Origin of the sequence: Diaphorobacter aerolatus, assembly GCF_014489535.1 — a bacterium.
GTDB lineage: Bacteria > Pseudomonadota > Gammaproteobacteria > Burkholderiales > Burkholderiaceae_C > Diaphorobacter_A > Diaphorobacter_A aerolatus.
The window spans coordinates 3,238,041-3,263,929 of the sequence record NZ_CP060783.1; the positions used below are offsets into that span (position 1 = coordinate 3,238,041).

The window sequence follows — 25,889 nt, forward strand, 5'->3', positions numbered from 1 at the left end:
AGAAAAAGGCACCGCGGATGTGAATCCTGCGGTGCCCAAGGTGATGGTCAGTCGTCTCGTTGTTGTGGGGTGTTTCCAGTGGATCGGGTGAGATCCACCTGTCGGCCCATCAGCGGCGCGAACGAAGGTTGCCGTTTTCGTCGGCAATCACGATTTCCACGCGGCGGTTCATGGCGCGACCTTCGGGCGAAGCGTTGTCAGCCACCGGGAAATCCTTGCCGTAACCGCGCACGGTCATGCGGTCGGCGGCCACGCCACGGCTGGCCAGGGCGCTTTGCACGGAGGCGGCACGGCGCTCGGAGAGCGTCTGGTTGGCGGCGGCGGTGCCGACGCTGTCGGTATAGCCTTCGATCAGCAGCTTGCGATTGGGAAACTCGGTCAGGAACTGGGCGAGCTTGTCCAGGCGCGGCGCGGCCTGGGACGTGAGTTCTGCCTTGCCGAACTCGAACAGCACGTCGCCCAGCGTCACGAGCAGACCGCGTTCGGTTTGCTGTGCCTGCAGTTCGTTGAGTCTCGCCTGCAGATCCTTGACCTGCGCCTGCGCGGCCTGCGTTTGCTGGCGTGCGCGGTCAGCGGCGGTGGCGCTCGCGGCCGCAGCGGCGCGTGCCTGATCGGCCTGCTGCTGGGCGCGGGCGGCATCGCCCTGAAGGCGCTGGCGTTCGGCGTTGACACCGGCTTGCTTGATGTCGGCGTCGAGCTGGCGGGTCTGCGCCACGTTCTGGGCGATCTGCGCGCGGCGCACGGCCAGGTTGGACAGATGGGTCGCCTCGGTCGCGTCGGCTTCCTTGGTCCAGGCGGTATCGGCCTGTGCCAGCGTGTCGGTCGCGCTCTTGAGTTCCAGCGGAGCGAGCTGCACCACCTTGGCATCGTTCATGGCGGTGTTGACGGCGGCGCGGGCCTTTTGCAGGGGCTCGAGCGGCGCGTTGCGTGAGGCGCACGCGGCCAGCAGGGAGATGGCGACGACGCTGGTCGTGAGCATGCCGGCACGGCGCAGTGGGCCGCGGATGCTGGTGGTGGGTTGTTGGGTGTGCTGCATGTTGGTTTCCTTGTTCCGATGAGGCTATGCGATGGTGTTGCGAGTTGGGCTCAGCAACGCATCAGCGCACGGGTGCGGGCGTGACCTGATAGCCGCGCTCCACAGCCTGCAGACGGGCCTTGTTCTCGCCGACCTGAGCCTTGGATTCCGCTACACGCGCCTCGGCTTCGGCGGCTTCCGCATAGCGACGCGCATCGGCGTACTTCTTGTCATCCATGGCGCGTTGGGCCTTGGACCACAGGTCGCGGGCGTTCTGAATCTCGACGGGCGCATGGGTCGTCACTTGCGGCGAGTTGGATGCGCGTTCGACCGCGCTTTGAGCGACGGCCATCTCGCCCGTGGGCGCTGGAATCGAAGAGCAGGCAGCCAGTGCGCCGATTGCGAGCACGGCAATCGTGCTGCGAAGATATTTGGATTGCATGAAGAAGTCCTCCTCTTGTGAATTTGTGAGCGGTTCGCGGCGAATTCACTCACTGTGAACTGGGGCGAAACCGCCTGCCTCAATGACCTGCCGCGTTTCGCCGTGGCGTCCATTGTTCATTCGGGGAGCAGGCGTCCTGGTAGTCCCATTGTTGCTATCAATGTCAGAGTAGGGACTTCAATGCTTGAGCTGTTTTCCTACAGTAAATGTCAAATATTTATAACCTCGTCTGCGACCGGTGCACCACACAGCATCCGGGCAAAAGAAAAGCGCCCGCAGGCGCTTGTCTGAGGGCGGGAACGCAGGCTTACTTGCCAGCCATCACGCGAACCATTTCGAGGCACTTGTTGGAGTAGCCCCACTCGTTGTCATACCAGGAGACGACCTTCACGAACGTGCCGTCGAGGGCGATGCCGGCGTCGGCGTCGAAGATCGAGGTGCGGGTGTCGCCACGGAAGTCGGTCGCAACGACCTTGTCTTCGGTATAGCCGAGCACGCCCTTGAGCGCGCCTTCGGACTGGGCCTTCATCTCGGCCTTGATCTCGTCGTAGGTCGCTGCCTTGTCGAGTTCCACGGTCAGGTCGACCACCGACACGTCGGAGGTCGGCACGCGGAAGGACATGCCGGTCAGCTTCTTGTTGAGTTCAGGAATCACCACGCCCACGGCCTTGGCAGCACCCGTGCTCGACGGGATGATGTTTTCCAGAATGCCGCGACCGCCGCGCCAGTCCTTGTTGGAGGGGCCGTCCACGGTCTTCTGCGTGGCCGTGGCGGCGTGCACGGTGGTCATCAGGCCGCGCTTGATGCCCCACTTGTCGTTGAGCACCTTGGCCACGGGGCGAGGCAGTTGGTGGTGCACGAAGCGTTCGAGATGATGGCCTGGCCCGCGTAGGTCTTGTGGTTCACGCCGAAGACGAACATCGGCGTGTCGTCCTTGGAAGGAGCCGACAGCAGCACCTTCTTGGCACCGGCGGCGATGTGCTTTTCCGCGGTGGCCTTGTCGAGGAACAGGCCGGTGGATTCGATCACGATGTCGGCACCGATTTCGTTCCACTTGAGGTTGGCGGGATCGCGTTCCTGAGTGAGGCGGATCTTCTTGCCGTTCACGATCAGCGTGTTGCCTTCGACCTTCACGTCGCCCTGGAAACGGCCGTGGACCGAGTCGTAGCTCAGCATGTAGGCCAGGTAGTCAGGCTCGAGCAGGTCGTTGATGCCGACGACTTCGATGTCGGAAAAATTCTGCACGGCAGAGCGCAGCACATTGCGGCCAATGCGGCCGAAGCCGTTGATACCAATCTTGATCGTCATAGTTTCACCTCAAATGAAAAGTCAATTACCAAACCAGAAAGACAAAGCAACGCCGCGCTGTGCGTTCGCGTCGTGGCGCGGCGTCGTCATGAATCAACGGGCGCGCCGCAGCGCAGCCTGCACGGTGTCGGCCACGTTTTCGGGTGTGAAACCGAAGTGCTTGAACAGCACGCCTGCGGGAGCGGATTCGCCGAAGGTGTCGATGCCGACCACGGCCGCGCAGCCGTATTTCCACCAGCCATCGGTCACGCCCATCTCCACGGCGATGCGCGGCAGGCCGGTTGGCAGAACGAGCTTCTTGTACTTGGCGTCCTCGCGGTCGAAGGTCGTCGTGCTGGGCATGGAGACCACGCGCACGGGAATCTTTCTCTCGGCCAGCAGCTTTTGCGCCGCCACGGCGAGCTGCACTTCCGAGCCGGTGGCGATGATCACCGCCTTGGCCTTCTTGTTCAGACCGACGTCGGCGGGCTCGGACAGCACATAGGCACCGCGCGAGATATCACCCAGGTCCTTCTTGGCGAGATAGGGCAGGTTCTGGCGCGACAGCAGCATGGCGGTCGGCTTGTTGCGGTTGGAGAGCGCGACACTCCAGGCAACCGCCGTCTCGGCGGTGTCCGCAGGACGCCAGACATCGAGGCCGGGAATCAGGCGCAGGCTGGCGGCGTGCTCGATCGACTGGTGCGTCGGGCCGTCTTCGCCAAGGCCGATGGAGTCATGCGTGAACACGTGGATCACGCGCTGCTTCATGAGCGACGCCATGCGGATGGCATTGCGGCTGTAGTCGCTGAACGTGAGGAAGGTGCCGCCGTAGGGATGAAACCGCCGTGCAGCGCGATGCCGTTCATCACCGCGGCCATGCCGAATTCGCGCACGCCGTAGTTGATGTGGCGACCGCCGATCTTGACGGTTTGGTCGCCGAGTGGCATGTCGGCCTGAACCACGTCGCCGTTCTCGTCGAACCGCAGCGCCGGGGTGCTCTTGGTATTGGTGAGATTCGAGCCGGTCAGGTCGGCACTGCCGCCAAGCAGTTCGGGCAATTTGGCGGTGAAGGTTTCCAGCGCCAGTTGGCTGGCCTTGCGGCTCGCCACGGTCTCGGCCTTGGTGTGGGCGGCGATCACCGCATCCACGGCGGTCTGGGCGAAGTGGCGCGGCAGATCGCCCGCCATGCGGCGCGCGAATTCCGAAGCCAGTTCCGGGAACGCTGCGGCGTAGGCGTCAAAACGCTTTTGCCAGGCGGCTTCGGCGGCCTTGCCGGTTTCCTTGGCGTCCCAGTCGCCGTAGACGTCGGCGGGAATTTCAAACGCTCCGGAATTCCAGCCGAGGGCCGCGCGCGTCAGGCCGATTTCTTCGGCGCCGAGCGGCTCGCCGTGGGCCTTGGAGGTGTTGGCGCGGTTGGGCGAACCCTTGCCGATGGCCGTCTTGCAGACGATCATCGTCGGCTTGTCGGTGCTGGTCTTGGCACTTGCGATGGCGGCGTCGATGGCGTCGGCATCGTGTCCGTCGATGGGACCGATCACGTTCCAGCCGCAGGCGCGCATGCGCTCGGGCGTGTTGTCGATGAACCAGGGCGCGACCTGGCCGTCGATGCTGATGCCGTTGTCGTCATACAGCGCGATCAGCTTGTTGAGCTTCCATGCGCCGGCCAGCGAAATCGCTTCCTGGCTGATGCCTTCCATCAGGCAGCCGTCGCCGAGGAACACGTAGGTGTGGTGATCGACCACGGTGTGGCCGTCGCGGTTGAATTCCTTGGCCAGCAGCTTTTCCGCCAGCGCAAAGCCCACGGCGTTGGTGAGGCCCTGGCCGAGCGGACCGGTGGTGGTTTCCACGCCGGGAGTGATGCCGTGCTCTGGGTGGCCGGCCGTCTTGCTGTGCAGTTGGCGGAAGTTGCGCAGTTCCTCGATCGGCAGATCGTAGCCCGAGAGGTGCAGCACCGAATACAGCAGCATCGACGCGTGGCCGTTGGAGAGCACGAAACGGTCGCGATCCGCCCAGTTCGGGTGGGTCGGGTTGTGCTTAAGGTGACGTCCCCACAGGGCCACGGCCATGTCGGCCATACCCATCGGCGCACCGGGGTGGCCGGAATTGGCTTGTTGAACGGCATCCATTGCGAGTGCGCGGATCGCATTCGCCATTTGTTGTGAATTGGCCATGAGAGGCGGGCTCCGGAGGGACAGGGATAGAGAAAACCCCTCATTTTACTAAGTGCTCGCGGTCGGGGCGGCCAAGGGGGTTAGAAACTGGAGAACGAAGCCCCGGCAATCGGCTGGCAATCCACTAAAGTGTGAGTCATGCAGATCGCCTCGAACACTTCGATGTCCACCCCATCCTCCGCCGTTCCCGCTGGCCCGGGCCCCTTGAGCGCCATGTTGCTGGCCGCGGGCAGAGGCGAGCGCATGCGCCCGCTGACCGACACCACACCCAAGCCCCTGCTCAACGTGCATGGCCGCGCCTTGCTCGACTGGCACATTGCTGCACTGCAGCGCGATGGGGTGAATGCGCTGATCGTGAACACCGCCTGGTTGGGCGATCAGATTCCGCAGCACCTCGATGCCTACTGGCCCGCGCTGGCCGATGCGGGGCGGCTGCGCTACTCGCACGAAGGCCGCGATTTTGGCCACGCGCTTGAAACCGCAGGCGGCATAGCGCGCGCATTGCCGATGCTTGGCGAGGCCTTCTGGCTCGCGGCAGGCGACGTGTTCGCGCCGGATTTCGTGTTCGATGCGGGCAGGGCGCGGGCGTTTGCGGCCTCGGACGATCTCGCGCATCTCTGGCTCGTGCCCAATCCCCAGCACAACCCCGGCGGCGATTTCGCATTCGAGGAATCGGCGCCTGCCAGTGGCACGGGCCGCCCACTCAATGTCGGCAAGGATCAGCCCAGCGCCTTCCCGCGCTATACCTACAGCACGATAGCGCTGCTCAAGGCCGGGCTGTTTCGCGCGCCCTGGTGCGACATCGCGCCGGGCAATCCCGACGGCGTCGCCGAGCCGCTGGTCGCGCTGCTGCGCCGCGCCATGGACGCGGGCCGCGTGGGTGCAAGCCTCTATGAAGGCCGCTGGACCGACGTGGGTACGCCCCAGCGGCTCGCGCAACTGAATGCGGAGTGGATGGTGCCGCTGTCGCGTTGCTGACGGGGCGGCGATCAGGCTCGTGGAAAAAATCGGAATCTTGATGGGAATGCAATGGGGCAGCTTTGCGATGTTGCTGGTCGTCGTCGCCTTGGCCTGCGCGTGCCAGAACCTCACGGGCTTCGCGTTTGCGCTGATCTTCGTTGGCCTGGCGGGCGCGCTGCACCTGCTTCCCATTGCGGATGCGGCCAACGTCGCGGGCCTGCTGTCGCTCGTCAACGGCGTGGTGTATCTGCGCAGTCACCCGTTCACGCCGCGCTGGGACCTGCTCAAGCCCATGCTGATCAGCAGCCAGATCGGCGTGCTTGTGGGGCTTGGCTTGCTGCAATTGCTGAGTGGTGATCTGGTCAACGTGCTGCGCATGCTGCTCGGCGTGACCATCATCGCCTGCGCCTTTTTGCTGCTGTCGCAGAAAGGGCGGCGTGAAAAACTCTCCGGTGTACGCGCGATGTATACGGCTGGCGGCTTGTCGGGCTTGCTGGGCGGGTTGTTCTCGACTTCGGGGCCGCCCATCGTCTACCACCTGTACCGCGAACCGCTGCCCGCCGCGCTGATCCGCCAATGCCTGTTGGTGCTGTTTCTCGCCAATACGGTGCTGCGGCTGGGCATTGTGATCGCCATGGGCGAGTTGACCAGATCGTCGATGATCGTCGCCGCGTTCGCTGTGCCGGTGGTCGCTGGCGTCACCTGGCTGCTGGCCAGATATCCGCCGCCGTTGCCCGTGCGCGTGCTGCAATGGCTGGTGTGCACGCTGCTGCTGCTTGCGGGGGTGAGCATGCTGGTGTCGGCGCTCTGAGGTCTTGAATTCGGGCCTGCGTCGGCGCAAACATGAGCGCCGCAGTACGATGCGCGCATGAACTCTGCCTCCGTTTACGCCCAACGACGTGCCCGCCTCGCATCGCAGCTTGGCAAGGGCGGCATCGCCGTCATTCCCACCGCGCCCGAACGCCAGCGCAATCGTGACAACGGCTTTCTGTATCGCCATGACAGCTATTTCTACTATCTGACCGGTTTCACCGAACCGAATGCCTGCCTGGTGCTGGACGCAAGTGGTGCAAGCACGCTGTTCTGTCAGCCCAAGGATCTGGAGCGCGAAATATGGGACGGCTACCGGCTCGGTCCCGAGGCGGCGGTGGCGACGCTCGGCGTGAACGCGGCGCATTCGATCACCGATCTTGGGGCGCGCATTCCGCGCCTGCTCGAAAACACCGACTGCGTCTGGTATCCGTTCGCCACGCATGAGGGCCTGGCCGCGCAGGTCGAGGGCTGGTTGAACAAGGTGCGGGCGCGCGTGCGTTTTGGCGCGATGTGCCCGACCGGGCAGCGCGACCTGTGCGCGCTGCTCGACGACATGCGGCTCGTGAAGGACGCGCACGAAATCGACATCATGCGCCGTGCGGGCATCATCAGCGCGCGGGCCCACGTGCGTGCCATGCAGCGCTCCGCGCAGATGCTGCGGGCGGGCGAGGACGTGCGCGAATACCATCTCGACGCCGAGCTGCTGCACGAATTTCGCCAGAGCGGGGCGCAATACGTCGCCTATGACTCCATCGTCGCCGCCGGCCCCAATGCCTGCGTGCTGCATTACCGTGCCGACAAGGCGCCGGTGCAAGCCGGCGAACTGGTGCTGATCGACGCCGGTTGCGAACTCGACGGCTACGCGAGCGACATCACGCGCACCTTCCCGGCCAACGGAAAATTCACCGGCCCGCAGCGCGCGCTCTACGATCTGGTGCTCGCGAGCCAGGATGCCGCGATTGCCGTGACCCGGGCGGGCAACCGTTTCAACGACCCGCACGATGCAACCGTCGCGGTGCTCGCGCAGGGCATGCTGGACCTGGGCCTGCTCGACAGAAACAAGCACGCGACCGCGCAGGACGTGATCGAATCGCGCGCGTATTTCCAGTTCTACATGCACCGCACCGGCCACTGGCTCGGCATGGACGTGCACGACTGCGGCAGCTACGTCGAGCCCACCGAGATCGGCACCGTGAGCGCGCGCAAGGATCCGTTGTCAGGCGAGGTGATCCAGAACCGCCCGAGCCGCATCTTGCATCCCGGCATGGTCACGACCATCGAGCCCGGCATCTACGTGCGCCCCGCGCCGAATGTGCCCCAGGAGTTTCACCACATCGGCATTCGCATCGAAGACGACGCCGTGGTCACGGAAACCGGCTGCGAGCTGCTCACGCGCGGCGTGCCGGTGAAGGCTGACGAGATCGAGGCGCTGATGCGCGCGTGACGCGTGCTGCGCCCGGTAAATCAGGCGGCGGCTCGCAGCCTTGGCTGAAAGAAATCGATGAAGGCGCGCAGCTTGCGCGGCATCTGGGCCCTGCTCGGGTAGTAGAGGAAGAAGCCCGGAAATGTGGCCCACCACGGCTTGAGCAGCGGCACCAGCGTGCCCCGCTCGAAGTCGTCCTGCACTTCGATCAGAAAGCCAAACCCGATGCCGGCGCCCGCGCGTACCGCGTTGATCAGCACGTGGTTGTCGTTGGCGATCAAATTGCCGTGCACGGCCCACTCGAATATCTGCCTGTCGCGCATGAACTCCCAGCGATAGAGCGCGCCCGTCGTTTGCCGCATCGCCATGCACTGGTGATCGCGCAAGTCTTCGGGCTTGCGCGGTGGCTTGCGTTCCTGCAGATATCGCGGTGCGGCAAAGCAGGCCATCTGTAACTGGCCGCCGAGCGGCAACGCCACGACGTCACGTGCGAGGCTCTCGCCCAGTCGGATGCCCGCATCAAAGCCCCCCTCGACCAGATCGAGCATGCGGTTATCGCAAATCAACTCCAACACCACGTCCGGATAGTGGACCGCGAAGTCAGCCAGATGAGGCACCAGCAACTGGTGCGCCGCGATACTGGAGACATTGAGCCGCAGCACGCCGGTCGGTGCGTCACGCTTTTCGTTCAGGGCCTCCACCGCCGTGCCGAGCTGAGCGAGCGCGGGGGCAACTTCGGCGAGGAAATGTTGCCCCAGTTCGGTCACGCCCACACGGCGCGTGGTGCGGTCGAGCAGGCGCACACCGATGCGACGCTCCAGCGTCCGCACCGTCTGGGACAACGCCGACGGCGACACGCCGAGTTGCGCGGCCGCCTTGGTAAAGCTGCCATATCGGGCCACCTCGGCGAATGCGGAAATGGCGGGGAGAAGTTCGGGCGTCATGGGTTTATTTTGAAGCACTGCTTCATAAAGCATGCGGCATAGAGGGATTTTTCTTTCGCAATGAAGCGTTTACCTTTGGCTCCGGGATCCACCTGTTTTCGATTCTTTCATTCCCACAAAGGAGTTTTCATGTCTTTGAGCGAATATCGCACCCTGGGCCGCAGCGGGCTGCGCGTCAGTCCGCTTGCGCTTGGCACCATGACCTTCGGCACGGATTGGGGCTGGGGCGCCGACGAAGCCGAAGCGCGGCGCATTTTCGATCTTTATGTCGAGCGCGGCGGCAATTTCATCGACACCGCCAATTTCTACACGGGGGAAGCAGCGAGACCCTGCTGGGCCGTTTTGCGGCAGGCCGGCGCGACCAGTTGGTGCTGGCCACCAAGTATTCGCTGAACATGCATCCCGGGGATCCCAATGGCGGCGGTAACCACCGCAAGAGTCTTGTACGCGGTGTGGAAGCCAGCCTGAAACGGCTCGGCACCGACTACATCGATCTGCTGTATCTGCATATCTGGGACGAAACCACGCCAGTTGACGAGGTGATGCGCGGCTTCGACGATCTGGTGCGAGCGGGCAAGATCCTCTACGCCGGTATCTCGGACACACCCGCGTGGCAGGTCGCGCGCATGCAGACGCTCGCCGATTTGCGCGGCTGGGCGCCGCTGGTCGCGCTACAGGTCGAGTACAACCTCGTGCAACGCACCGTGGAGCGCGATCTCGTGCCCATGGCCGATGCGCTTGGCCTGGGTGTCACGGCCTGGTCACCGCTGGGCATGGGCGTGCTCGCGGGCAAATACGACCGCGCGTCCCTGAGCGCGGGTGATCGCGATGCCGTTGGTGTGACCGGCACGCGTCAGCAAGTTGCGTTGACGCACGACATGCTCAGTGATCGCAATCTACAGATCGCCGACCGCGTGCGCGAGATCGCGCAGGGCATCGGGTGCTCCAGTGCGCAGGTTGCGCTCGCCTGGCTGCTGCAGCGTCCCGGATGCGGTGCGATTCCGATCGTCGGCGCCCGCACGTTCGCTCAATTCGAAGACAACCTGGGCGCTCTCGCTCTGCGGCTCGACAACGCCCAACTGCAACAGCTCGATGCCGCGAGCGCCGTGCCTTTGGGATTCCCGCACGACTTCATGCGGCTGGGGTACCGCGCAACAACATCTTTGGCGGAACCTCGGTCAGGGTGTTGCGTTGACGGTCACGCCTCAGGGAATCCTTGTCTCGATCACCGAATCGGGTTCGACCTCCGGCGCATAGGCACGGCTGGCAACGGGCCTGCTGACCGTGGCGAGAAAACTGAAGCGTTCGCCGTGCGGCAGCAGTGCCTGGATGGCGTCGAAGAGCTTGGCAGGCGCGATGCCCTTGCCCATCAGCGGCTGAACCTCGGGGTGGTCCGCGGTCCATTCGCTGCGCGCGAGGGCGCGCGTGGCGACGTCTTCGTCGGTCAGTCGGTCATGGATGAAGACGATGTCGTATTGCACCTGGTCCCATTCGCTTGCCGAGACCGCATGGCTTTTGAGCAGGTGATCCTTGAGCGCGCCATCGAGGGCGTCAAGCAACGAAGTGCGATGCCGCTCATGGCCCATGCGCCATTGCGCTTCATTGAGGACAGGTGCTGGCTTGGCGAGACGCGCCGCGTCCTCGATCACGCGGGCGCGGTACTCGGCGAGGCTCGGCAGCGGATGCGCGAGCTGGAAGTCGGTGCATTCGGCGTAGAAGCGGGTGTTCAGCGCGCGCAGGTTTTTCGGGGTGACTTGGATGACGGGCGTTTGCACCGGTTGATCCCGCAGCCATTCCACGATCTCGCGCGCCGGGGTTCCGAGCCGGAACTGGCGGTAGGACATGTGCGGCGGATAGTTCTCGGGACGGTAGAACGGATTCGTGCCCACGCCCAGGACGCCGCCGTCTTCATGAAAACGGATCACGTCGAGGCAGGTGAACATCTCGCCGCATTCCATGACCAGCGCCAGCGAGCCGTCCTTGTGATGGGTGCCGCTCCAGATGCGCAGTTGCGGCATCTCGGGAACGGAGTAGCGCCCCGACGAACGATAGGACAACATCTTGAGTTCGTCCATGTAGCTGCGCACGAGCGGGTCGCGAAATGCGAGTTTTTCCAGCTCCATGGTGATGCGCGGCTGAATCGGTGCCGGCCCGGCGTTCACCCCCGCCGCCATGGTCATCAGCCCGCCGAGGCGGCGCCTGACGTAGTACCTGAGGCCGTATTTGAACAACAGGGCAAGCACCAGCAGGCACAGCAGTACGGTGACGAGGACGGTCATCATGGTCGATTGCATCTCGCTCCCTTGTGTGGGCCAGAGTAGATTGGCCATATTGGATTTTCGTCATGATAGTTGTTGTGATCCTGTCATGAGACTGGAGATCGCCCGGATCAATGAGGCATATCGACAACGCAAAACTTGCGACACCCGCGCCGCATCGATAGACTTCGTCGCTCGCCCTGGTGCGCAATGCATCAAGCCAGCAAGTTCCGTATTCCTCTCATCCCAAACGTCAAGGAGCAGCACCATGAACAAGACTGCAGAACAACTACAAGACCGCATCGTTTGCCGCATGAACGAGGTGGCCGCGCAGGCCTGAGTTTTCTCTTTTTCTTTTCCCGTCCCGTTTTCAGTACGCACGCTTCTTCCCTTTGCCTGGTCGAGACCAAGGCATCGGATCTCGCCGTGCGCTGATGGATGGAAGAGCCTTCCGGACTGCCCGCCGCCTGCTTTCATCGCAGCGTCGCATGCATTGTTTCGCGCCACGTTGGCACCTTCCCGGTGCGCGCCGCGCGATGGATCATTCCTTTCCGGATTCCAATCGTATGGGCACTATCCCAATTCAAAATCAGCACGGCAATGCGCAGGTTCGCGTGTTTGCCGGTGAGCGTGTGTGGCTTGAAGACGCCGCGCTCGAACAACTTCGCACCACGGCCCGGCTCGCGCACATTCGCGCGGCGGTGGGCCTGCCGGATTTGCATCCCGGTCGCGGTTATCCCGTGGGTGCGGCGTTTTTTTCGGTGGATCATTTCTATCCCGCGCTGGTGGGCGGCGACATCGGCTGCGGCATGGCGCTGTGGCGTACCGATCTGCGGGCGCACTCGGCATCGCCGAGCAAGCTCGAAAAGCAGATCGGCAACATCGACGGTGCGCTGCCGGACGGTCTCATGAGCGATGCGCTCAGTCAGCTCGATGGCATCGCCACCGGGCATCTTCCGGCCACGCGCGAGATGCTGGCGCAGAGCCTTGGCACGATCGGTGGCGGCAATCATTTTGCCGAGCTGCAGGTGGTGGACGAGGTCTATGCGCCGCAAGACCCGCGCGTCGACAAAAAGCGCGTGCATCTGCTGGTGCACAGCGGCTCGCGCGGGCTTGGCGGTGCGATTTTGCGCAAGCATGTCGAGGGACACGGCCACGCGGGCTGATGGCTGGCGCGGACGCGGCGCGCGAATATCTGGCCGAGCATGACGCGGCGCTGGACTTCGCGTGCCTGAACCGTGTCTGGATTGCGCGGCGCATTCTGCAGGCGATTCGCGCCGAGGCGCAGATGCTGCTCGACGTGAGCCACAACCATGTGTTGCCGGCTCAGGTCGATGGCGAGCGCGGCTTTCTGCATCGCAAGGGGCGACACCGGCCGATCAGGGCATGGTGATGATTCCGGGTTCGCGCGGCGACTACAGCTATCTGGTGGAGCCAGTGGCGGATCGGCACGAAGCGCTTGATTCGCTCGCGCATGGCGCGGGACGCAAGTGGGCACGCGGCGATTGTGTGGGCGGCTGGCGCACAAATTCAAATCGGAGGAGTTGCGCCGCACCCGTTTTGGCAGCACCGTGGTCTGCAATGACAAGGAGCTGCTGTACGAGGAGGCACCGCAGGCATACAAGGACGTGGACTCCGTGGTTGCAACGCTCGTCGATGCCGGACTGGTGCGCTTGATCGCGCGCTTCAGGCCGCTGCTGACGTACAAGAAGGGAGTGCTTTCCGCATGCTGCTGAACAACACGACCCTGGTACAGATCACGGCCGCGCAGGGGCCGTCCGAATGCGAACGCGCGGTGGCCGTCACGCTGCGCGCCATGCTGCGCGATGCGTTGCGTGCCGAGGTGCAGTTGCACCCGGTCGAAGAGAACGCCACGGTGGCCGGATTCAAGTCCGTGCTGCTGCAGGTGCAGGGCGCGCATGCGCACGACTGGCTATTGCAATGGGAGGGCACGGTGCAGTGCGTGTTCGCGAGCCCATTTCGGCCCGGACATCGGCGCAAGAACTGGTTTGTCGGAATCCGCCGGTGCGATGTCGCCGAGGACGATCCGGCGCTCGATGATCGCGATCTGCGATTTCAGGCCTGCCGGGCTTCGGGCAAGGGCGGCCAGCACGTGAACACCACCGACTCAGCGGTGCACGCAACGCATCTGCCGAGCGGCATTTCCGTCAAGGTGATGACCGAGCGCAGCCAGCATGCGAACAAGCGGCTGGCGCGCGCGCTGATCGCGATGAAGCTCGCCGAGCTGGCCCAGCAAAACGCCGATCTGGCGCGGCGTGACCGCAACCAGCAGCATGGCTCGCTGGAACGCGGCAATCCGGTGCGGGTGTTACGGGAATGAGGTGAGCGATAGGGTAATGTCGGTTTTTGTACGAAACGGGGCGCATGTGTACCGACCATGTAACCCGTTTTGTGCAAAAATTGAAACTCGATTACACATACCGACGAGAGACTCATGGTCATGCATATCCGCCGCGCCACCAAGATTGTTGCCACGCTGGGCCCCGCCTCGAGCGATCCGGCACTGCTGGAAAAGATGATTGCCTCGGGCCTGAACGTGGTCCGGCTGAACTTCAGCCACGGCAAGGCGCAGGACCATATCGACCGCGCCGAGATGGTGCGGGCCGCCGCGCAGCGCGCGGGCCGCGAGGTGGCGATCATGGCCGACCTGCAGGGCCCGAAGATTCGCGTGGGCAAGTTCGCCGAGGGCAAGGTCATGCTGGAAGACGGCGCGCCGTTCGTGCTGGACGCCTCGCGCGCCGAGCCCGGTGATCTCAACGGCGTGGGGCTCGATTACAAGGAGTTGCCGCGCGACGTGCGCCCGGGCGACACCCTGCTGCTCAACGACGGCCTGATCGTGCTCGAGGTGACGGCCGTGCGCGGCGATGCGGTGCACACCGTGGTGAAGATCGGCGGCGAGTTGTCCAACAACAAGGGCATCAACAAGCAGGGCGGCGGCCTGACCGCGCCCGCGCTGACGGCCAAGGACATGGACGACATCAAGACCGCGATGAGCTTTCAGGCCGACTACGTGGCCGTGAGCTTTCCCAAGAACGCGACCGACATGGAAATGGCGCGCCAGCTCTGTTACGTGGCGGCAGCGGGCACCGGCCACCGTCCGGGATTGATCGCCAAGATCGAGCGCGCCGAAGCGGTGCCGCTGCTCGAAGAGATTCTGCGCGCGTCCGACGGCATCATGGTGGCGCGCGGCGATCTCGCCGTCGAGGTCGGCAACGCCGCCGTGCCCGCGCTGCAAAAGAAGATGATCCGCATGGCGCGCGACATGGACAAGTTCGTGATCACCGCCACGCAGATGATGGAGAGCATGATCACCAATGCCGTGCCCACGCGCGCCGAGGTGAGCGACGTGGCGAACGCGGTGCTCGACGGTACCGACGCGGTGATGCTGAGCGCCGAGACCGCAGCGGGCCGCTATCCGCTTGAGACCGTGCGCGAGATGGCGAAGATCTGCGCGGCGGCCGAGGCCGCGGAAGATCCCGATCGCGATGACGATTTCCACGGCCAGACGTTGGGACGCATCGACCAGTCGATCGCCATGGGCGCGCTGTTCACCGCGCACCATCTGGGCGCGAAGGCCATCGTGGCGATGACGGATTCGGGCTCGACGGCGCTCTGGATGAGCCGCCACCGCATCCACATCCCGATTTACGCGTTGACGCCCAAGGTCGCGACCCAGCGCAAGATGGCCATGTACCGCAACGTGCGCCCGCTGCTCATGGACACCAGCGCGGATCGCGACACGGCGCTCGATCAGGCGGAAAACCACCTCAAGTTGCGCAACATCGTTCAGCAGGGCGATCTCTACGTGATCACCTGCGGCGAACCTATGGGAGCGCCGGGCGGGACGAATATGCTGAAGATCTGCCGCGCCCATTGAACATCGGGCCGCGCCTGAGTAGTTGCCGGGCTGCGGCGGCGATCAGGCAGGCGGCGACGATGCCGGTTGCCGCGCCGCCGATCACGTCCGACGGCGTGTGCACGCCAAGGCACACGCGGCTCCAGGCGATGCCGAATGCGCACAGCCACGCCGTGGCAATCACGGGCAGGCCGCGTGTCATGCGCCTGACATGCGGCGCGAAAAGCAGGCCCTGCGCCAATGCGAAGGCCTGCGTGGCGTGCATGCTCGGAAAGCCCGCGCGTGCGCCGTGCTCCAGCCATTGAATTCCCCAGCCCAGTTGCGCCGGTCGCAGGCTGGGCCAGTGCTGGCGGATGACGTAGGCAATCATCGCGGCGAGCGCAATGCCCGCAATCGTGACCAGCAGATCGCGTCGCACCGGCCGGGTAGCAAATGCGAGTGCGCCGATCATCGTGCCGAACAGGCACGACGGAAGACCGAGCGACAGCCATTTGGCCGCTGCCACCACGAAGGCGGGCGTGCCAGGGTCGGCATTCAGCGACAGAAAGAGCGCATGGTCGAAGGGCAGCATGTCGGGAGCGGCGGGCGGGTTCCGAAAGATGCGGTGCCTGTCAATCTATGCCCCGAACATGAAAGCTGTCTGAATACTTTGTGAAAACGGCATGAAATGCGGCAATTCACCGTAATTCCGGTCCGACGGGTCATGGCGCTAAAATCATGAGTTACCAACCGGTTACCAAGCTGCGCTGACACAGTGCAATACTCGTGCGACCGGTTCAAGTCGATCACAAACTCTTCAACGGAACACCCCATGCCTCTCGTCTCGATGCGCGAATTGCTCGACCATGCTGCTGAAAACGGCTATGGCATCCCGGCTTTCAACGTGAACAACCTCGAACAGGTGCAGGCCGTGATGGCGGCTGCGGACGAAGTGGGCGCACCGGTCATCCTGCAGGCCAGCGCCGGCGCTCGCAAGTACGCGGGCGAATCCTTCATCAAGCACCTGATCCAGGCTGCCGTCGAGGCCTATCCCCATATTCCACTGGTCATGCACCAGGATCACGGCACGTCGCCTGCCATTTGCCAGGGCGCGCTGAACCTCGGTTTTGGCTCGGTGATGATGGACGGCTCGCTGCGTGAAGACGGCAAGACGCCGGCGGACTTCGACTACAACGTCGACGTGACGCGCAAGGTCGTTGACATGGCCCACAAGATCGGTGCCACCGTCGAGGGCGAACTGGGTTGCCTCGGTTCGCTCGAAACCGGCATGGCCGGTGAGGAGGACGGCGTGGGCGCGGAAGGCGTGCTCGACCACTCCGCGCTGCTGACCGATCCCGAGGAAGCCGCTCAGTTCGTCAAGGCCACGCAACTGGACGCGCTGGCCATCGCCATCGGCACCAGCCACGGCGCCTACAAGTTCTCGCGCAAGCCCACGGGCGACATCCTGTCGATCCAGCGCGTCAAGGAAATCCACGCGCGCCTGCCCAACACCCATCTGGTGATGCACGGCTCGTCGTCGGTGCCCCAGGATTTGCTGGCGATCATCAACCAGTTTGGCGGCAAGATGAAGGAAACCTACGGCGTGCCCGTCGCGGAAATCCAGGAAGCCATCAAGTTTGGCGTTCGCAAGATCAACATCGACACCGACATCCGTCTCGCAATGACCGGTGCGGTGCGCAAGTTCCAGGCCGAAAATCCCGACAAGTTCGACATGCGCGAGTGGATGAAGCCCGCGCGCGAAGCGGCCAAGCAGATCTGCAAGCAACGCTATGAGGAATTCGGCTGTTCGGGCCAGGCGGCCAGCATCAAGGGCGTGCCGCTGACCGACATGGCCGCCAAGTACGCCGCCGGTTCGCTCAAGCAAGTGGTGAACTGAGCGGTTTCCATTCGATTGAAAAACACCGAAGCCCGGTGTCTCGCAAGAGGCACCGGGCTTTGTTTTTGCCGGTGGCGCTGGGCCGAAGAGTGAGAGTAAACCCTTGAACTCCGGGCATTTCTCAAGGTTTTTGTAAGCTTTCTTCACACTTGTGAGGCCTGCGCCGATTCGTCCCGCAAAATGCTCTGCGGCACAAATCAAGCGTCGATCCGATTCGTGCACAGGGTTCCCAGATAAAAAAGATTTCAAGACTCCAGGAGAAGCCATGTTGATAGGTGTGCCGACCGAGACGTTGGCTGGGGAAAGCCGGGTTGCGGCAACGCCAGAGACGGTCAAGAAGCTCAAGGCGCAGGGCCACACGGTTCGCGTGCAGAGCGGGGCGGGCCTTGCGGCCAGCGTGACCGACGAGGCATATGCCGCAGCCGGAGCAGACATCGTGGATGTGCAGTCCGCCTGGGCCGCCGATCTGCTTGTCAAGGTGCGTGCGCCGAGCGAGGCGGAAATGCCGCTGCTCAAAGCCGGTACGACGCTCGTGGGCATGCTCAACCCGTTCGATGCCGCCGGTCTGCAGCGCATGGCGGGCGGCCGTGTCACCGCCTATGCGCTCGAAGCCGCGCCGCGCACCACGCGCGCGCAGAGCATGGACGTGCTCTCGTCGCAGGCCAACGTGGCGGGCTACAAGGCGGTGATCATGGCGGCGGATCGCTATCAGCGCTTTTTCCCCATGCTGATGACCGCCGCGGGTACCGTGAAGGCGGCGCGCGTGGTGATTCTGGGCGTCGGTGTGGCGGGTCTGCAGGCGATTGCGACGGCCAAGCGTCTGGGCGCCGTGATCGAGGCGAGCGACGTTCGTCCGAGCGTCAAGGAGCAGGTCGAGTCGCTGGGCGCCAAGTTCATCGACGTGCCATTTGAGACCCAGGAAGAAAAGGAAGCCGCCGAAGGTGTGGGCGGCTATGCGCGCCCCATGCCCGAGAGCTGGCTTGCGCGTCAGCGCGCCGAAGTCGCCAAGCGCGTCGCGCAGGCCGACATCGTGATCACCACCGCGCTGATCCCGGGGCGGGCCGCGCCGGTGCTGGTGACCGAAGAGATGGTCCAATCGATGAAAGCCGGATCGGTGATCATCGATCTGGCGGCGGCTCAGGGCGGCAACTGCCCTCTGACCGAGGCCGACCGGACGGTCGTGAAGCACGGAGTGACCCTCGTGGGGGAGACCAATTTGCCAGCGCTGGTCGCGGCGGATGCGTCGGCACTGTACGCTCGCAACGTTCTGGACTTTCTCAAACTCATCATCGACAAGGACGGCAAGCTGCACATCAACCGCGAGGACGACATCGTGGTCGCCTGTCTGGTGGCGCACGACGGCGCCGTCACTCGCCAATGAAGCGCCCGCCAACCGCCTGATCGAGATAGCAAGGATTTTGGTTTTTCATGTTGAAGAAAAAGAAGATTTCTGTGCGTACGCGCTCTTCCGCGCTGGCGATGGCCGCCGTGGTTGCGGCATCTGCGGCGTTTCTGTCTGCCTGTGCTCCGGTCGAGCCCAATCTGGTGAAGGTTGGCCGCTCCGAGTTGCAGTTGCCGCCGGGCAACTGGGAATACCTGGGGCAGGGTGACGATGCGCTCTTCAACGTGCTGCCCGACGACGTATCGCACGATCTGCCGATGCGCACCCAGGCCGTGGGCCTGCGCGGACCGCAGCACGAAATGCTGGCCGTGATCATCGTGCAGACCAATGCCACGAATGCGCCGCGCGACACCACCTTGTGGAGCCAGACCTGCCCGGATCAAAAGGGCGTGCAGGTCGATGACTTCGCAAAAGGTAGCCCGATTCGCATCGACTGCCTGCGCTTCAAGCGGCGCGCAGACAACGAAGAGTTTCTGACGAAGAACCGTCCCGTGCTGGAGAAGTGGGTCATGCAACACAATGCCATGCCCTCGCGCCGTATTCGCATGTGTCCTACCGGTATGCGACTGCGGAAGGCGGCTATCTGCTGGCCGAAGCACTGGTCGACCAACGCCTGTTGCGGCCAAAAGCCGTGGGCACGGATGAGTTCATGATGGCGGGCCGACCCGCGCAGAGCTGGCTCGGACAATTTGTGCAGGCCGCCAAGAACAGCGTGGCCCTGCTGGATGGAAGATTCGTCGTGCCGCCGTTTCCCGTACCGCTGCCTCAGTAGCCCATTGCCGGGCGCGCGCCAGAACACCAGGAGGGAGCGCAGCCCGGCACAAGGTGAGCAGGAGCACCCGTCATAACACCAAGGAGAACGTTCATGGAGTCCGTTTCCCCAACCCTGATCAATCTGATCATCTTCGTCCTCGCGATCTACGTGGGCTACCACGTCGTCTGGACGGTGACTCCGGCGCTGCATACGCCTCTCATGGCGGTGACCAATGCGATTTCGGCCATCGTGATCGTCGGCGCCATGCTGGCCGCCGCGCTCACCGAAACCACGCTCGGCAAGACCATGGGCGTGCTTGCCGTGGCGCTGGCAGCGGTGAACGTTTTTGGTGGTTTCCTCGTCACGCGGCGCATGCTGGAAATGTTCAGGAAGAAGGAGCGCAAGACGGCTCCTCCCGCCTCCGAGGCCAGGAAGGAGGCGTGAACATGAGCATGAATCTGGTCACGCTGCTGTACCTCATTGCGAGCGTCTGCTTCATCCAGGCCCTGAAGGGCCTGTCGCATCCCACCACCTCGATTCGCGGCAATGTCTTCGGCATGGTCGGCATGGCGATTGCGGTGGTCACCACCGCTGCGCTGATCTACAAGCTCGCGGGCAACCACGCGCAGGGCCTGCTCTGGGTGCTCGGTGGACTCGTCGTCGGTGGCGGCATCGGCGCCACCATGGCCAACCGGGTCGAGATGACCAAGATGCCCGAACTCGTCGCCTTCATGCACAGCATGATCGGCTTGGCGGCGGTATTCATCGCCGTCGCTGCGGCGGTCGAGCCCTGGGCCTTTGGCATCACAGGCCACAACTCGCCGATTCCCCACGGCAACCGCCTCGAACTGGCTTTGGGCGCGGCCATCGGTGCGATCACCTTCAGCGGCTCGGTGATCGCGTTCGGCAAGCTCTCGGGCAAATACAAGTTCCGCCTGTTCCAGGGAGCGCCCGTGCAGTTCAAGGGCCAGCACATCCTGAATCTGGTGCTTGCCCTGGCGCTGGTGTTCTTCATCGTCGGTTTCACGATCAGGGAATCGCGCTTTGACCTGTGGATGCTGATCGCGCTGTCCTTTGTGCTCGGCGTGCTGATCATCATCCCGATCGGTGGCGCGGACATGCCGGTCGTGGTCTCGATGCTCAACAGCTACTCGGGCTGGGCTGCGGCGGGCATCGGTTTCTCGCTCAACAACAGCATGCTGATCATCGCGGGCTCGCTGGTCGGAAGCTCGGGCGCGATCCTCAGCTACATCATGTGCAAGGCGATGAACCGTTCGTTCTTCAACGTGATCCTCGGCGGATTCGGCGGTGACACGGCAGCGGCCACGGGCGGCAAGGCCGAACAGCGTCCCGTGAAGAGCGGCAGCGCCGACGATGCAGCGTTCGTGCTGAGCCAGGCGGAAACCGTCATCATCGTGCCGGGCTACGGCCTGGCCGTGGCACGCGCCCAGCATGCCGTCAAGGAACTCGCGCTCAAGCTCATTGAAAAGGGCGTGAACGTGAAATACGCCATCCACCCGGTGGCGGGCCGCATGCCAGGTCACATGAACGTGCTGCTCGCCGAGGCCGAAGTGCCGTATGACCAGGTGTTCGAGATGGAAGACATCAACGGCGAATTCGGGCAGGCGGACGTAGCCATCATTCTCGGCGCGAACGACGTCGTGAACCCTGCCGCGCACACCAAGGGCAGCCCGATCTATGGCATGCCGATCCTGGAAGCCTACAAGGCCAAGACGATCATCGTGAACAAGCGGTCGATGGCCGCAGGGTATGCGGGCTGGACAACGAACTGTTCTACATGGACAAGACCATGATGGTGTTTGGGGATGCGAAGAAGGTGGTGGAGGATATCGGTAAGGCTATCGAGTAAGTAAGGCTTTACTCCACGGCTTGGTTTGGCTTGATCGTGCCGCGCGGGATTGTTTCTTTGCGCGGCTTTTTTGCGTTTGTGGTGGGTTGGGGTTTCGGGCCGGGATGTGCGCCCGGCGGCGCAGTCACCTTTTGCTTGCGCGCAAAAGGTAACCCAAAACGCGCTTTGAATACCTGCGGCAGAACTCGCTTTGCTACTGCGTAGCGCCGCTCGGACAACCGCCGCAAGTCAGTGGGAATGCGGGAGGTGTGTTCGGCGCATTGCTTCGCTCGCGCCTTTTCATCTCGCGACTTCGCGAGATGGTGGGTGTCTGTGGTGGATTTGAGTTTCTGGCCGGGATGTGCGCCCGGCAGCGCAGTCACCTTTTGCTGCGCGCAAAAGGTAACCCAAGACGCGCTTTGAATACCTGCGGCAGAACTCGCTTTGCTACTGCGTAGCGCCGCTCGGACAACCGCCGCAAGTCAGTGGGAATGCGGGGAGGGGTGTTCGGCGCATTGCTTCGCTCGCGCCTTTTTCATCTCGCGATTTCGCGAGATGGTGGGTGTCTGTGGTGGATTTTAGTTTTCTGGCCGGGATGTGCGCCCGGTGGCGCAGTCTCCTTTTGCTTGCGCGCAAAAGGTAACCCAAGACGCGCTCTGAATACCTGCGGCAGAACTCGCTTTGCTACTGCGTAGCGCCGCTCGGACAACCACCGCAAGTCAGTGGGAATGCGGGGAGGGGTGGTCGGCGCATAGCTACGCTCGCGCCTTTTTTCATCTCGCGACTTCGCGAGATGGTGGCCTGCGGTCTGTGGATTGTTTTTGTTTCGAGTATCTTTGTCGCATGAACTCTGCTGATTTTTCTCCGCGCGTTCGGGCGGTGCTTGTGGGGCGTGTCGAGGCTTTGGGTGCAACGCGCAGCGCGATTCGCAAACTGCCGGTGGCTGATGCTGTCGAGGTTGCCGAGATGGGGCTGGCGGGGACGAGCAGGCCGATCTGCGCATTCATGGCGGCGTCTACAAGGCCGTGCATTGCTATGCGTGGGAGCACTATGCGCGGTGGCGGGAGGCGTTGCCCGGCAATGCGTTGTGGGATGCGCCGGGGGCGTTCGGCGAGAACCTGAGCGTCGAGGGGTTGCGTGAGCAGGATGTGTGCATAGGTGATCGCTGGCAGATCGGGTCTGCACAGTTTCTCGTGAGCCAGGGGCGGCAGCCGTGCTTCAAGCTGAATCTGCGTTTTGGCGTGCGCGACATGTCTGCGCGCGTGCAGGATTCGTTGATGGCGGGATGGTATCTGCAGGTGGTGCAGGCCGGCGCGGTGCGGGCGGGCGATGCGCTTGAGCTGCTTGCGCGGCCGCATCCGGAGTACAGCGTTGCGCGGCTGCTGGAAATGATTCGCGACCGGTTGACCGACGAGACAGCGCTGCGCGAGGTGCTCGAGTTGCCGCTGACGCCAAGCTGGCGCAAGTTGTTCGAGGCGCGCATGAAGACCGCTCGCGTTGAGGACTGGAGTCGGCGCATGCAGGGCGGCGGTCACTGACGGCCACTGCTGCTGCTTCATGCTGCATTCGTTCGTTCATTCACCGGTTTTCACGCACCATCCATGCCCTCAGAAGATGCGAGGCATTCGCATTTTCTGAGGCGTCTGTGATAAAAGTGAACGACCGTGCAGAACGTCGCATTTCTCTAGGGTATTCCAGACTCCGAAATCCAACGGCTCACGGGACAATGCCCGGGATTTAGCCAAATTTCTTTGCATCAGACTTCGAGAAAAGCAGGAGACCCCAGAATGACAGATCGCCCCTGGCTCAGCGCTTATCCGCCGGGCGTGCCATCCGATATCGACCCAACGCAGTACGAGTCGCTGGTCGAACTCATGGAGCAGGCATTTCGTGATTTCGCGGGCCGGTCGGCCTTCAGTTTCATGGGCAAGGATTTCTCCTATGCGCAGACCGATGCGGAGAGTCGCCAGCTTGCTGCCTATCTGCAATCGCTAGGGTTGGTGAAGGGTGATCGCGTGGCGATCATGATGCCCAACGTGCCGCAGTACCCGGTGGCGGTGGCGGCCATTTTGCGGGCGGGGCTGGTGGTGGTGAATGTGAATCCGCTCTACACCCCGCGCGAGCTGGAGCATCAGCTCAAGGACTCGGGCACCAAGGCCATCATCATCGTGGAGAATTTCGCGGCCACCCTGCAATCCTGCATCGCCAACACGCCGGTCAAGCATGTGGTGTTGGCCACCATGGGTGATCGCATGGGATTTCTCAAGGGCACGGTGATCAACTACGTGGTGCGCAACGTGAAGAAGCTCGTGCCGCAGTTCTCGCTGCCGGGCTCCGTGCGCTTCAACGACGCGCTGGCCCGAGGTGCGAAGGCTTCGTTCAGCAAGCCCGCAATCCAGCCCGACGACATTGCGCTGCTGCAATACACCGGCGGCACGACCGGGGTGTCGAAAGGCGCGGTGCTTTTGCATCGGAACATCATCGCCAACGTGTTGCAGTCCGAGGCCTGGAATGCGCCCGTGATGAGCAAGGTGCCGACGGGCGAACAACCCACCAACATCTGCGCGCTGCCGCTCTATCACATCTTCGCCTTCACGGTGAACATGATGCTGTCAATGCGCACTGGCGGAAAAAGCATCCTGATTCCAAATCCACGCGATCTGCCGGGTGTGCTCAAGGAGCTTTCCAGGCAGACCTTCCACAGCTTCCCGGCGGTGAACACGCTGTTCAACGGGCTTGCGAACCACCCCGATTTCGGGACCGTGAACTGGAGGAACCTCAAATGCTCCGTCGGTGGCGGCATGGCGGTGCAGGGCGCGGTCGCCAAGTTGTGGCTCGAGAAGACCGGCTGCCCGATCGTCGAAGGCTACGGCCTGTCGGAAACCAGTCCGTCCGCGAGTTGCAACCCGATCACCTCCAAGGAATTCTCGGGCACCATCGGGGTGCCGATTCCGAGCACCTACATGAAGCTCGTGGACGATCAGGGCCGGGACGTGATCCTGCTGTCTACCCCCGGCGAAATCGTGATCAAGGGCCCGCAGGTCATGGCCGGCTACTGGCAGCGCCCGGACGAAACCGCCAAGGCCATGACCGAGGACGGCTACTTCAAGACCGGTGACATTGGCATCATCGATGATCGCGGCTATTTCAAGATCGTGGATCGCAAGAAGGACATGGTGCTGGTGAGCGGCTTCAATGTGTATCCGAACGAGGTCGAGGACGTGGTGGCGACGCTGCCCGGCGTGCTGGAATGTGCCGTCGTCGGCGTGCCCGACGAAAAGACCGGCGAGGCCGTGAAGCTCGTGATCGTGAAGAAGGACCAGAGCCTGACCGAGGCCCAGGTCAAGGAGTTCTGCCAGAACAACCTGACGGGCTACAAACGCCCGCGCGTCATCGAGTTCCGCGAGAGCCTGCCCAAGACCCCCGTGGGCAAGATCCTGCGCCGTGAGTTGCGGGACGACAAGAAGTAGGACATCCCACCGCCTCGATTTGAAGAAAAAGAAGAAAAACAGCATAAGCCGTGACCATCGCCATCATCAGCGCCCTGCCGCAGGAGCAGGGCAGCCTTGTCCAGGCACTGCAACAGCCCGAAAAGATCGTCGTCACTCGTTCCGGGCGCACATTCTGGCGCGGCGAACTGCACGGGCACGCGGTGGTGCTCGCGTTGTCGGGTATCGGCAAGGTGGCGGCCGCCACGACCGCGACGGTGCTGGCTGAGCGCTTTGGCGTCACGCGCATTTTGTTCACTGGTGTGGCCGGTGGCATTGGTGCCGATGTGCGCGTGGGCGACGTGGTGGTGGCGCGCGAGTATCTGCAGCACGACATGGACGCCTCGCCGATTTTCGAGCGCTGGCTCGTGCCCGGCTATCCGCAGATCCGCATGCCCTGTGATCCGGTGATGACGCAAGCCCTGCTCGCCGCGACCCGCAGGGCGGTGGAGCAAGACAGTCATGAGATCGACTGGGCATCGCTCGGGCTGGAACCCGCTCACATGCCGCGCGTGCACACGGGGTTGATCGTGAGCGGTGACCGGTTTGTGAGCACCGCGCTTGAATCCAACGTGCTGCGGACCTCGCTTGAGTCAGCGGGACATGCCGTGTTGGCGGTGGAAATGGAGGGGCGGCCGTGGCGCAGGTTTGCGCTGACTATGGGATTGCGTTTGCTGCGGTGCGGACGGTGTCTGATCGCGCGGATGACGCGGCGCATCTGGATTTTTTGCAGTTTGTGGAGGTGGTGGCGAGTCGGTATGCGGATCATGTCGTGCATGCGTTCCTGTCTCTTCTTTGATTTTTTTGTTTTGGCTGGTTGGATTGGTTTTGTGCTGCTGGCCGGGATTGCGCCCGGCGGCGCAGTACCTTTTTGTCTTGCCAAAAAGGCACCAAAAAGCGCTTTCAATACCTGCGGCAGAACTCGCTTCGTTCCTTCGTCACTTCGCTCGGACAACCGCCGCAAGTCAGCTGGAAAGAGGTGCGTTCGGCACTTTGCTTCGCTCGTGCCTGGGTTGAGTTGCGTGGAGGCGTATGCGCCCGCTACTGCACGAGCGCAGCGACGTGCCGACTCCCGATCCCTGGCCCTCTGACCACGCCTGGGGCGAGGCGGTCGTGCGGTGGCTGTTGCGTCAAGTGACGCAACAGCTTCAACGTCTAGCTCACGGCAATTGTTTGAGCGGAGAGCCGCAGGCTCGCAGCGAGTTTTGCCGTGCACCGCACGACCGTCTCGCCCCAGGTCGCCCCTCGCAACGCGAGGGGTCGTGGGCAGCGGGCTCAACTTTCTTTGATTACTTTCTTTTTTGACAAAAGAAAGTAATTCGCCTGCCGG

The 25,889-nt window shown here is 63.3% G+C and carries 18 protein-coding genes and 6 pseudogenes; 16 read left to right on the plus strand and 8 right to left on the minus strand.

Annotated elements, in window-relative coordinates; genetic code table 11:
- Nucleotides 1-109: 109 nt before the first annotated feature.
- The 4 genes and pseudogenes from H9K75_RS15045 to tkt all read right to left on the minus strand — a co-directional run bounded on the left by H9K75_RS15045 (nucleotide 110) and on the right by tkt (nucleotide 4,915).
- The gene (locus tag H9K75_RS15045) at nucleotides 110-1,036 is read right to left on the minus strand and encodes an OmpA family protein (RefSeq protein ID WP_226858245.1); all 927 of its coding nucleotides are present in this window, start codon (nucleotides 1,034-1,036) and stop codon (nucleotides 110-112) included.
- A 61-nt stretch (nucleotides 1,037-1,097) separates the two neighbouring features.
- Complete coding sequence (locus H9K75_RS15050; RefSeq protein ID WP_187723236.1) at nucleotides 1,098-1,457, minus strand: DUF4398 domain-containing protein; 360 nt, start codon at nucleotides 1,455-1,457, stop codon at nucleotides 1,098-1,100.
- Between the two features lie 307 nt (nucleotides 1,458-1,764).
- Nucleotides 1,765-2,765, minus strand: a pseudogene (gene gap, locus H9K75_RS15055) (type I glyceraldehyde-3-phosphate dehydrogenase).
- Between the two features lie 93 nt (nucleotides 2,766-2,858).
- Nucleotides 2,859-4,915: pseudogene (gene tkt, locus H9K75_RS15060) on the minus strand (transketolase).
- Between the two features lie 162 nt (nucleotides 4,916-5,077).
- Between tkt and H9K75_RS15065 the strand changes: the two are divergent.
- Genes H9K75_RS15065 through H9K75_RS15075 form a run of 3 tightly spaced genes read left to right on the plus strand, consistent with a single transcriptional unit; the run spans nucleotide 5,078 to nucleotide 8,132 of the window.
- On the plus strand, nucleotides 5,078-5,893 hold the full coding sequence (locus H9K75_RS15065) for a nucleotidyltransferase family protein (protein ID WP_319016826.1): 816 nt from the start codon (nucleotides 5,078-5,080) through the stop codon (nucleotides 5,891-5,893).
- Nucleotides 5,894-5,933: 40 nt separating this feature from the next.
- Nucleotides 5,934-6,686 carry a TSUP family transporter gene (locus H9K75_RS15070; protein ID WP_187723237.1) on the plus strand — a complete coding sequence of 251 codons (753 nt, stop codon included), beginning with the start codon at nucleotides 5,934-5,936 and terminating at the stop codon, nucleotides 6,684-6,686.
- A gap of 57 nt (nucleotides 6,687-6,743) precedes the next feature.
- On the plus strand, nucleotides 6,744-8,132 hold the full coding sequence (locus H9K75_RS15075) for an aminopeptidase P N-terminal domain-containing protein (RefSeq protein WP_187723238.1): 1,389 nt from the start codon (nucleotides 6,744-6,746) through the stop codon (nucleotides 8,130-8,132).
- A gap of 20 nt (nucleotides 8,133-8,152) precedes the next feature.
- On the opposite strand, the gene H9K75_RS15080 is transcribed toward H9K75_RS15075, so the two are convergent.
- Nucleotides 8,153-9,055: a LysR family transcriptional regulator gene (locus H9K75_RS15080; RefSeq protein WP_226858246.1), complete on the minus strand. Its 903-nt coding sequence runs from the start codon at nucleotides 9,053-9,055 to the stop codon at nucleotides 8,153-8,155.
- Between the two features lie 129 nt (nucleotides 9,056-9,184).
- Between H9K75_RS15080 and H9K75_RS24830 the strand changes: the two genes are divergently transcribed.
- Nucleotides 9,185-9,448 carry an aldo/keto reductase gene (locus tag H9K75_RS24830; RefSeq protein WP_264293808.1) on the plus strand — a complete coding sequence of 88 codons (264 nt, stop codon included), beginning with the start codon at nucleotides 9,185-9,187 and terminating at the stop codon, nucleotides 9,446-9,448.
- Nucleotides 9,424-10,095 (plus strand): annotated as a pseudogene (locus H9K75_RS24060) (aldo/keto reductase); the annotation flags it as partial. The gene H9K75_RS24830 and the pseudogene H9K75_RS24060, both read left to right, overlap by 25 nt.
- A 165-nt stretch (nucleotides 10,096-10,260) precedes the next feature.
- On the opposite strand, the gene H9K75_RS24065 reads toward H9K75_RS24060, so the two are convergent.
- The gene (locus H9K75_RS24065) at nucleotides 10,261-11,349 is read right to left on the minus strand and encodes a hypothetical protein (RefSeq protein WP_226858792.1); all 1,089 of its coding nucleotides are present in this window, start codon (nucleotides 11,347-11,349) and stop codon (nucleotides 10,261-10,263) included.
- 530 nt (nucleotides 11,350-11,879) lie between these two features.
- Here H9K75_RS24065 and H9K75_RS15090 point away from each other — a divergent pair.
- The 3 genes and pseudogenes from H9K75_RS15090 to pyk all read left to right on the plus strand — a co-directional run bounded on the left by H9K75_RS15090 (nucleotide 11,880) and on the right by pyk (nucleotide 15,211).
- Nucleotides 11,880-13,049, plus strand: a pseudogene (locus tag H9K75_RS15090) (RNA ligase RtcB family protein).
- The gene (prfH, locus tag H9K75_RS15095) at nucleotides 13,040-13,654 is read left to right on the plus strand and encodes a peptide chain release factor H (protein WP_187723240.1); all 615 of its coding nucleotides are present in this window, start codon (nucleotides 13,040-13,042) and stop codon (nucleotides 13,652-13,654) included. Before H9K75_RS15090 ends, prfH begins: the two are co-directional and overlap by 10 nt.
- A 120-nt stretch (nucleotides 13,655-13,774) precedes the next feature.
- On the plus strand, nucleotides 13,775-15,211 hold the full coding sequence (gene pyk, locus H9K75_RS15100; protein ID WP_187726062.1) for a pyruvate kinase: 1,437 nt from the start codon (nucleotides 13,775-13,777) through the stop codon (nucleotides 15,209-15,211).
- On the opposite strand, the gene H9K75_RS15105 is transcribed toward pyk, so the two are convergent.
- Nucleotides 15,159-15,761, minus strand: a complete 603-nt coding sequence (locus H9K75_RS15105) for a phosphatase PAP2 family protein (protein ID WP_187723241.1) — start codon at nucleotides 15,759-15,761, stop codon at nucleotides 15,159-15,161. The genes pyk and H9K75_RS15105 overlap by 53 nt on opposite strands.
- Before the next feature lie 240 nt (nucleotides 15,762-16,001).
- Here H9K75_RS15105 and fba point away from each other — a divergent pair, with 240 nt between their 5' ends.
- From fba to H9K75_RS15130, 5 genes and pseudogenes are all read left to right on the plus strand, one after another.
- On the plus strand, nucleotides 16,002-17,066 hold the full coding sequence (gene fba, locus H9K75_RS15110; RefSeq protein WP_187723242.1) for a class II fructose-bisphosphate aldolase: 1,065 nt from the start codon (nucleotides 16,002-16,004) through the stop codon (nucleotides 17,064-17,066).
- A gap of 265 nt (nucleotides 17,067-17,331) precedes the next feature.
- Entirely contained in the window at nucleotides 17,332-18,447 is a 1,116-nt protein-coding gene (locus H9K75_RS15115; RefSeq protein ID WP_187723243.1) for a Re/Si-specific NAD(P)(+) transhydrogenase subunit alpha, read from the plus strand.
- A 71-nt stretch (nucleotides 18,448-18,518) separates the two neighbouring features.
- A complete protein-coding gene (locus H9K75_RS15120) occupies nucleotides 18,519-19,121 on the plus strand; it encodes a hypothetical protein (RefSeq protein ID WP_226858248.1) in 603 nt (200 codons plus the stop codon).
- A gap of 212 nt (nucleotides 19,122-19,333) precedes the next feature.
- Nucleotides 19,334-19,666, plus strand: coding sequence for an NAD(P) transhydrogenase subunit alpha (locus H9K75_RS15125; protein WP_187723244.1), 333 nt, complete (start codon nucleotides 19,334-19,336; stop codon nucleotides 19,664-19,666).
- Nucleotides 19,667-19,668: 2 nt separating this feature from the next.
- Nucleotides 19,669-21,092 (plus strand): annotated as a pseudogene (locus H9K75_RS15130) (NAD(P)(+) transhydrogenase (Re/Si-specific) subunit beta).
- A gap of 8 nt (nucleotides 21,093-21,100) precedes the next feature.
- Here H9K75_RS15130 and H9K75_RS15135 read toward each other — a convergent pair.
- Entirely contained in the window at nucleotides 21,101-21,454 is a 354-nt protein-coding gene (locus H9K75_RS15135; RefSeq protein WP_187723245.1) for a hypothetical protein, read from the minus strand.
- A 642-nt stretch (nucleotides 21,455-22,096) separates the two neighbouring features.
- Here H9K75_RS15135 and H9K75_RS15140 point away from each other — a divergent pair.
- The 3 genes and pseudogenes from H9K75_RS15140 to H9K75_RS15150 all read left to right on the plus strand — a co-directional run bounded on the left by H9K75_RS15140 (nucleotide 22,097) and on the right by H9K75_RS15150 (nucleotide 25,358).
- On the plus strand, nucleotides 22,097-22,609 hold the full coding sequence (locus H9K75_RS15140; protein WP_264293809.1) for an MOSC domain-containing protein: 513 nt from the start codon (nucleotides 22,097-22,099) through the stop codon (nucleotides 22,607-22,609).
- Between the two features lie 249 nt (nucleotides 22,610-22,858).
- Nucleotides 22,859-24,541: a long-chain-fatty-acid--CoA ligase gene (locus H9K75_RS15145; protein ID WP_187723246.1), complete on the plus strand. Its 1,683-nt coding sequence runs from the start codon at nucleotides 22,859-22,861 to the stop codon at nucleotides 24,539-24,541.
- 50 nt (nucleotides 24,542-24,591) lie between these two features.
- Nucleotides 24,592-25,358 (plus strand): annotated as a pseudogene (locus H9K75_RS15150) (5'-methylthioadenosine/adenosylhomocysteine nucleosidase).
- The last annotated feature ends 531 nt before the right edge of the window (nucleotides 25,359-25,889 follow it).

Excerpts from the sequence above, each read along its gene's own strand:
- H9K75_RS15045 (WP_226858245.1), bottom strand. The coding sequence starts at position 1,036 with ATGCAGCACACCCAACAACCCACCACCAGCATCCGCGGCCCACTGCGC.
- H9K75_RS15050 (WP_187723236.1), bottom strand. The coding sequence starts at position 1,457 with ATGCAATCCAAATATCTTCGCAGCACGATTGCCGTGCTCGCAATCGGC.
- H9K75_RS15065 (WP_319016826.1), top strand. The coding sequence starts at position 5,078 with ATGTCCACCCCATCCTCCGCCGTTCCCGCTGGCCCGGGCCCCTTGAGC.
- H9K75_RS15070 (WP_187723237.1), top strand. The coding sequence starts at position 5,934 with ATGGGAATGCAATGGGGCAGCTTTGCGATGTTGCTGGTCGTCGTCGCC.
- H9K75_RS15075 (WP_187723238.1), top strand. The coding sequence starts at position 6,744 with ATGAACTCTGCCTCCGTTTACGCCCAACGACGTGCCCGCCTCGCATCG.
- H9K75_RS15080 (WP_226858246.1), bottom strand. The coding sequence starts at position 9,055 with ATGACGCCCGAACTTCTCCCCGCCATTTCCGCATTCGCCGAGGTGGCC.
- H9K75_RS24830 (WP_264293808.1), top strand. The coding sequence starts at position 9,185 with ATGTCTTTGAGCGAATATCGCACCCTGGGCCGCAGCGGGCTGCGCGTC.
- H9K75_RS24065 (WP_226858792.1), bottom strand. The coding sequence starts at position 11,349 with ATGCAATCGACCATGATGACCGTCCTCGTCACCGTACTGCTGTGCCTG.
- prfH (WP_187723240.1), top strand. The coding sequence starts at position 13,040 with ATGCTGCTGAACAACACGACCCTGGTACAGATCACGGCCGCGCAGGGG.
- pyk (WP_187726062.1), top strand. The coding sequence starts at position 13,775 with ATGCATATCCGCCGCGCCACCAAGATTGTTGCCACGCTGGGCCCCGCC.
- H9K75_RS15105 (WP_187723241.1), bottom strand. The coding sequence starts at position 15,761 with ATGCTGCCCTTCGACCATGCGCTCTTTCTGTCGCTGAATGCCGACCCT.
- fba (WP_187723242.1), top strand. The coding sequence starts at position 16,002 with ATGCCTCTCGTCTCGATGCGCGAATTGCTCGACCATGCTGCTGAAAAC.
- H9K75_RS15115 (WP_187723243.1), top strand. The coding sequence starts at position 17,332 with ATGTTGATAGGTGTGCCGACCGAGACGTTGGCTGGGGAAAGCCGGGTT.
- H9K75_RS15125 (WP_187723244.1), top strand. The coding sequence starts at position 19,334 with ATGGAGTCCGTTTCCCCAACCCTGATCAATCTGATCATCTTCGTCCTC.
- H9K75_RS15145 (WP_187723246.1), top strand. The coding sequence starts at position 22,859 with ATGACAGATCGCCCCTGGCTCAGCGCTTATCCGCCGGGCGTGCCATCC.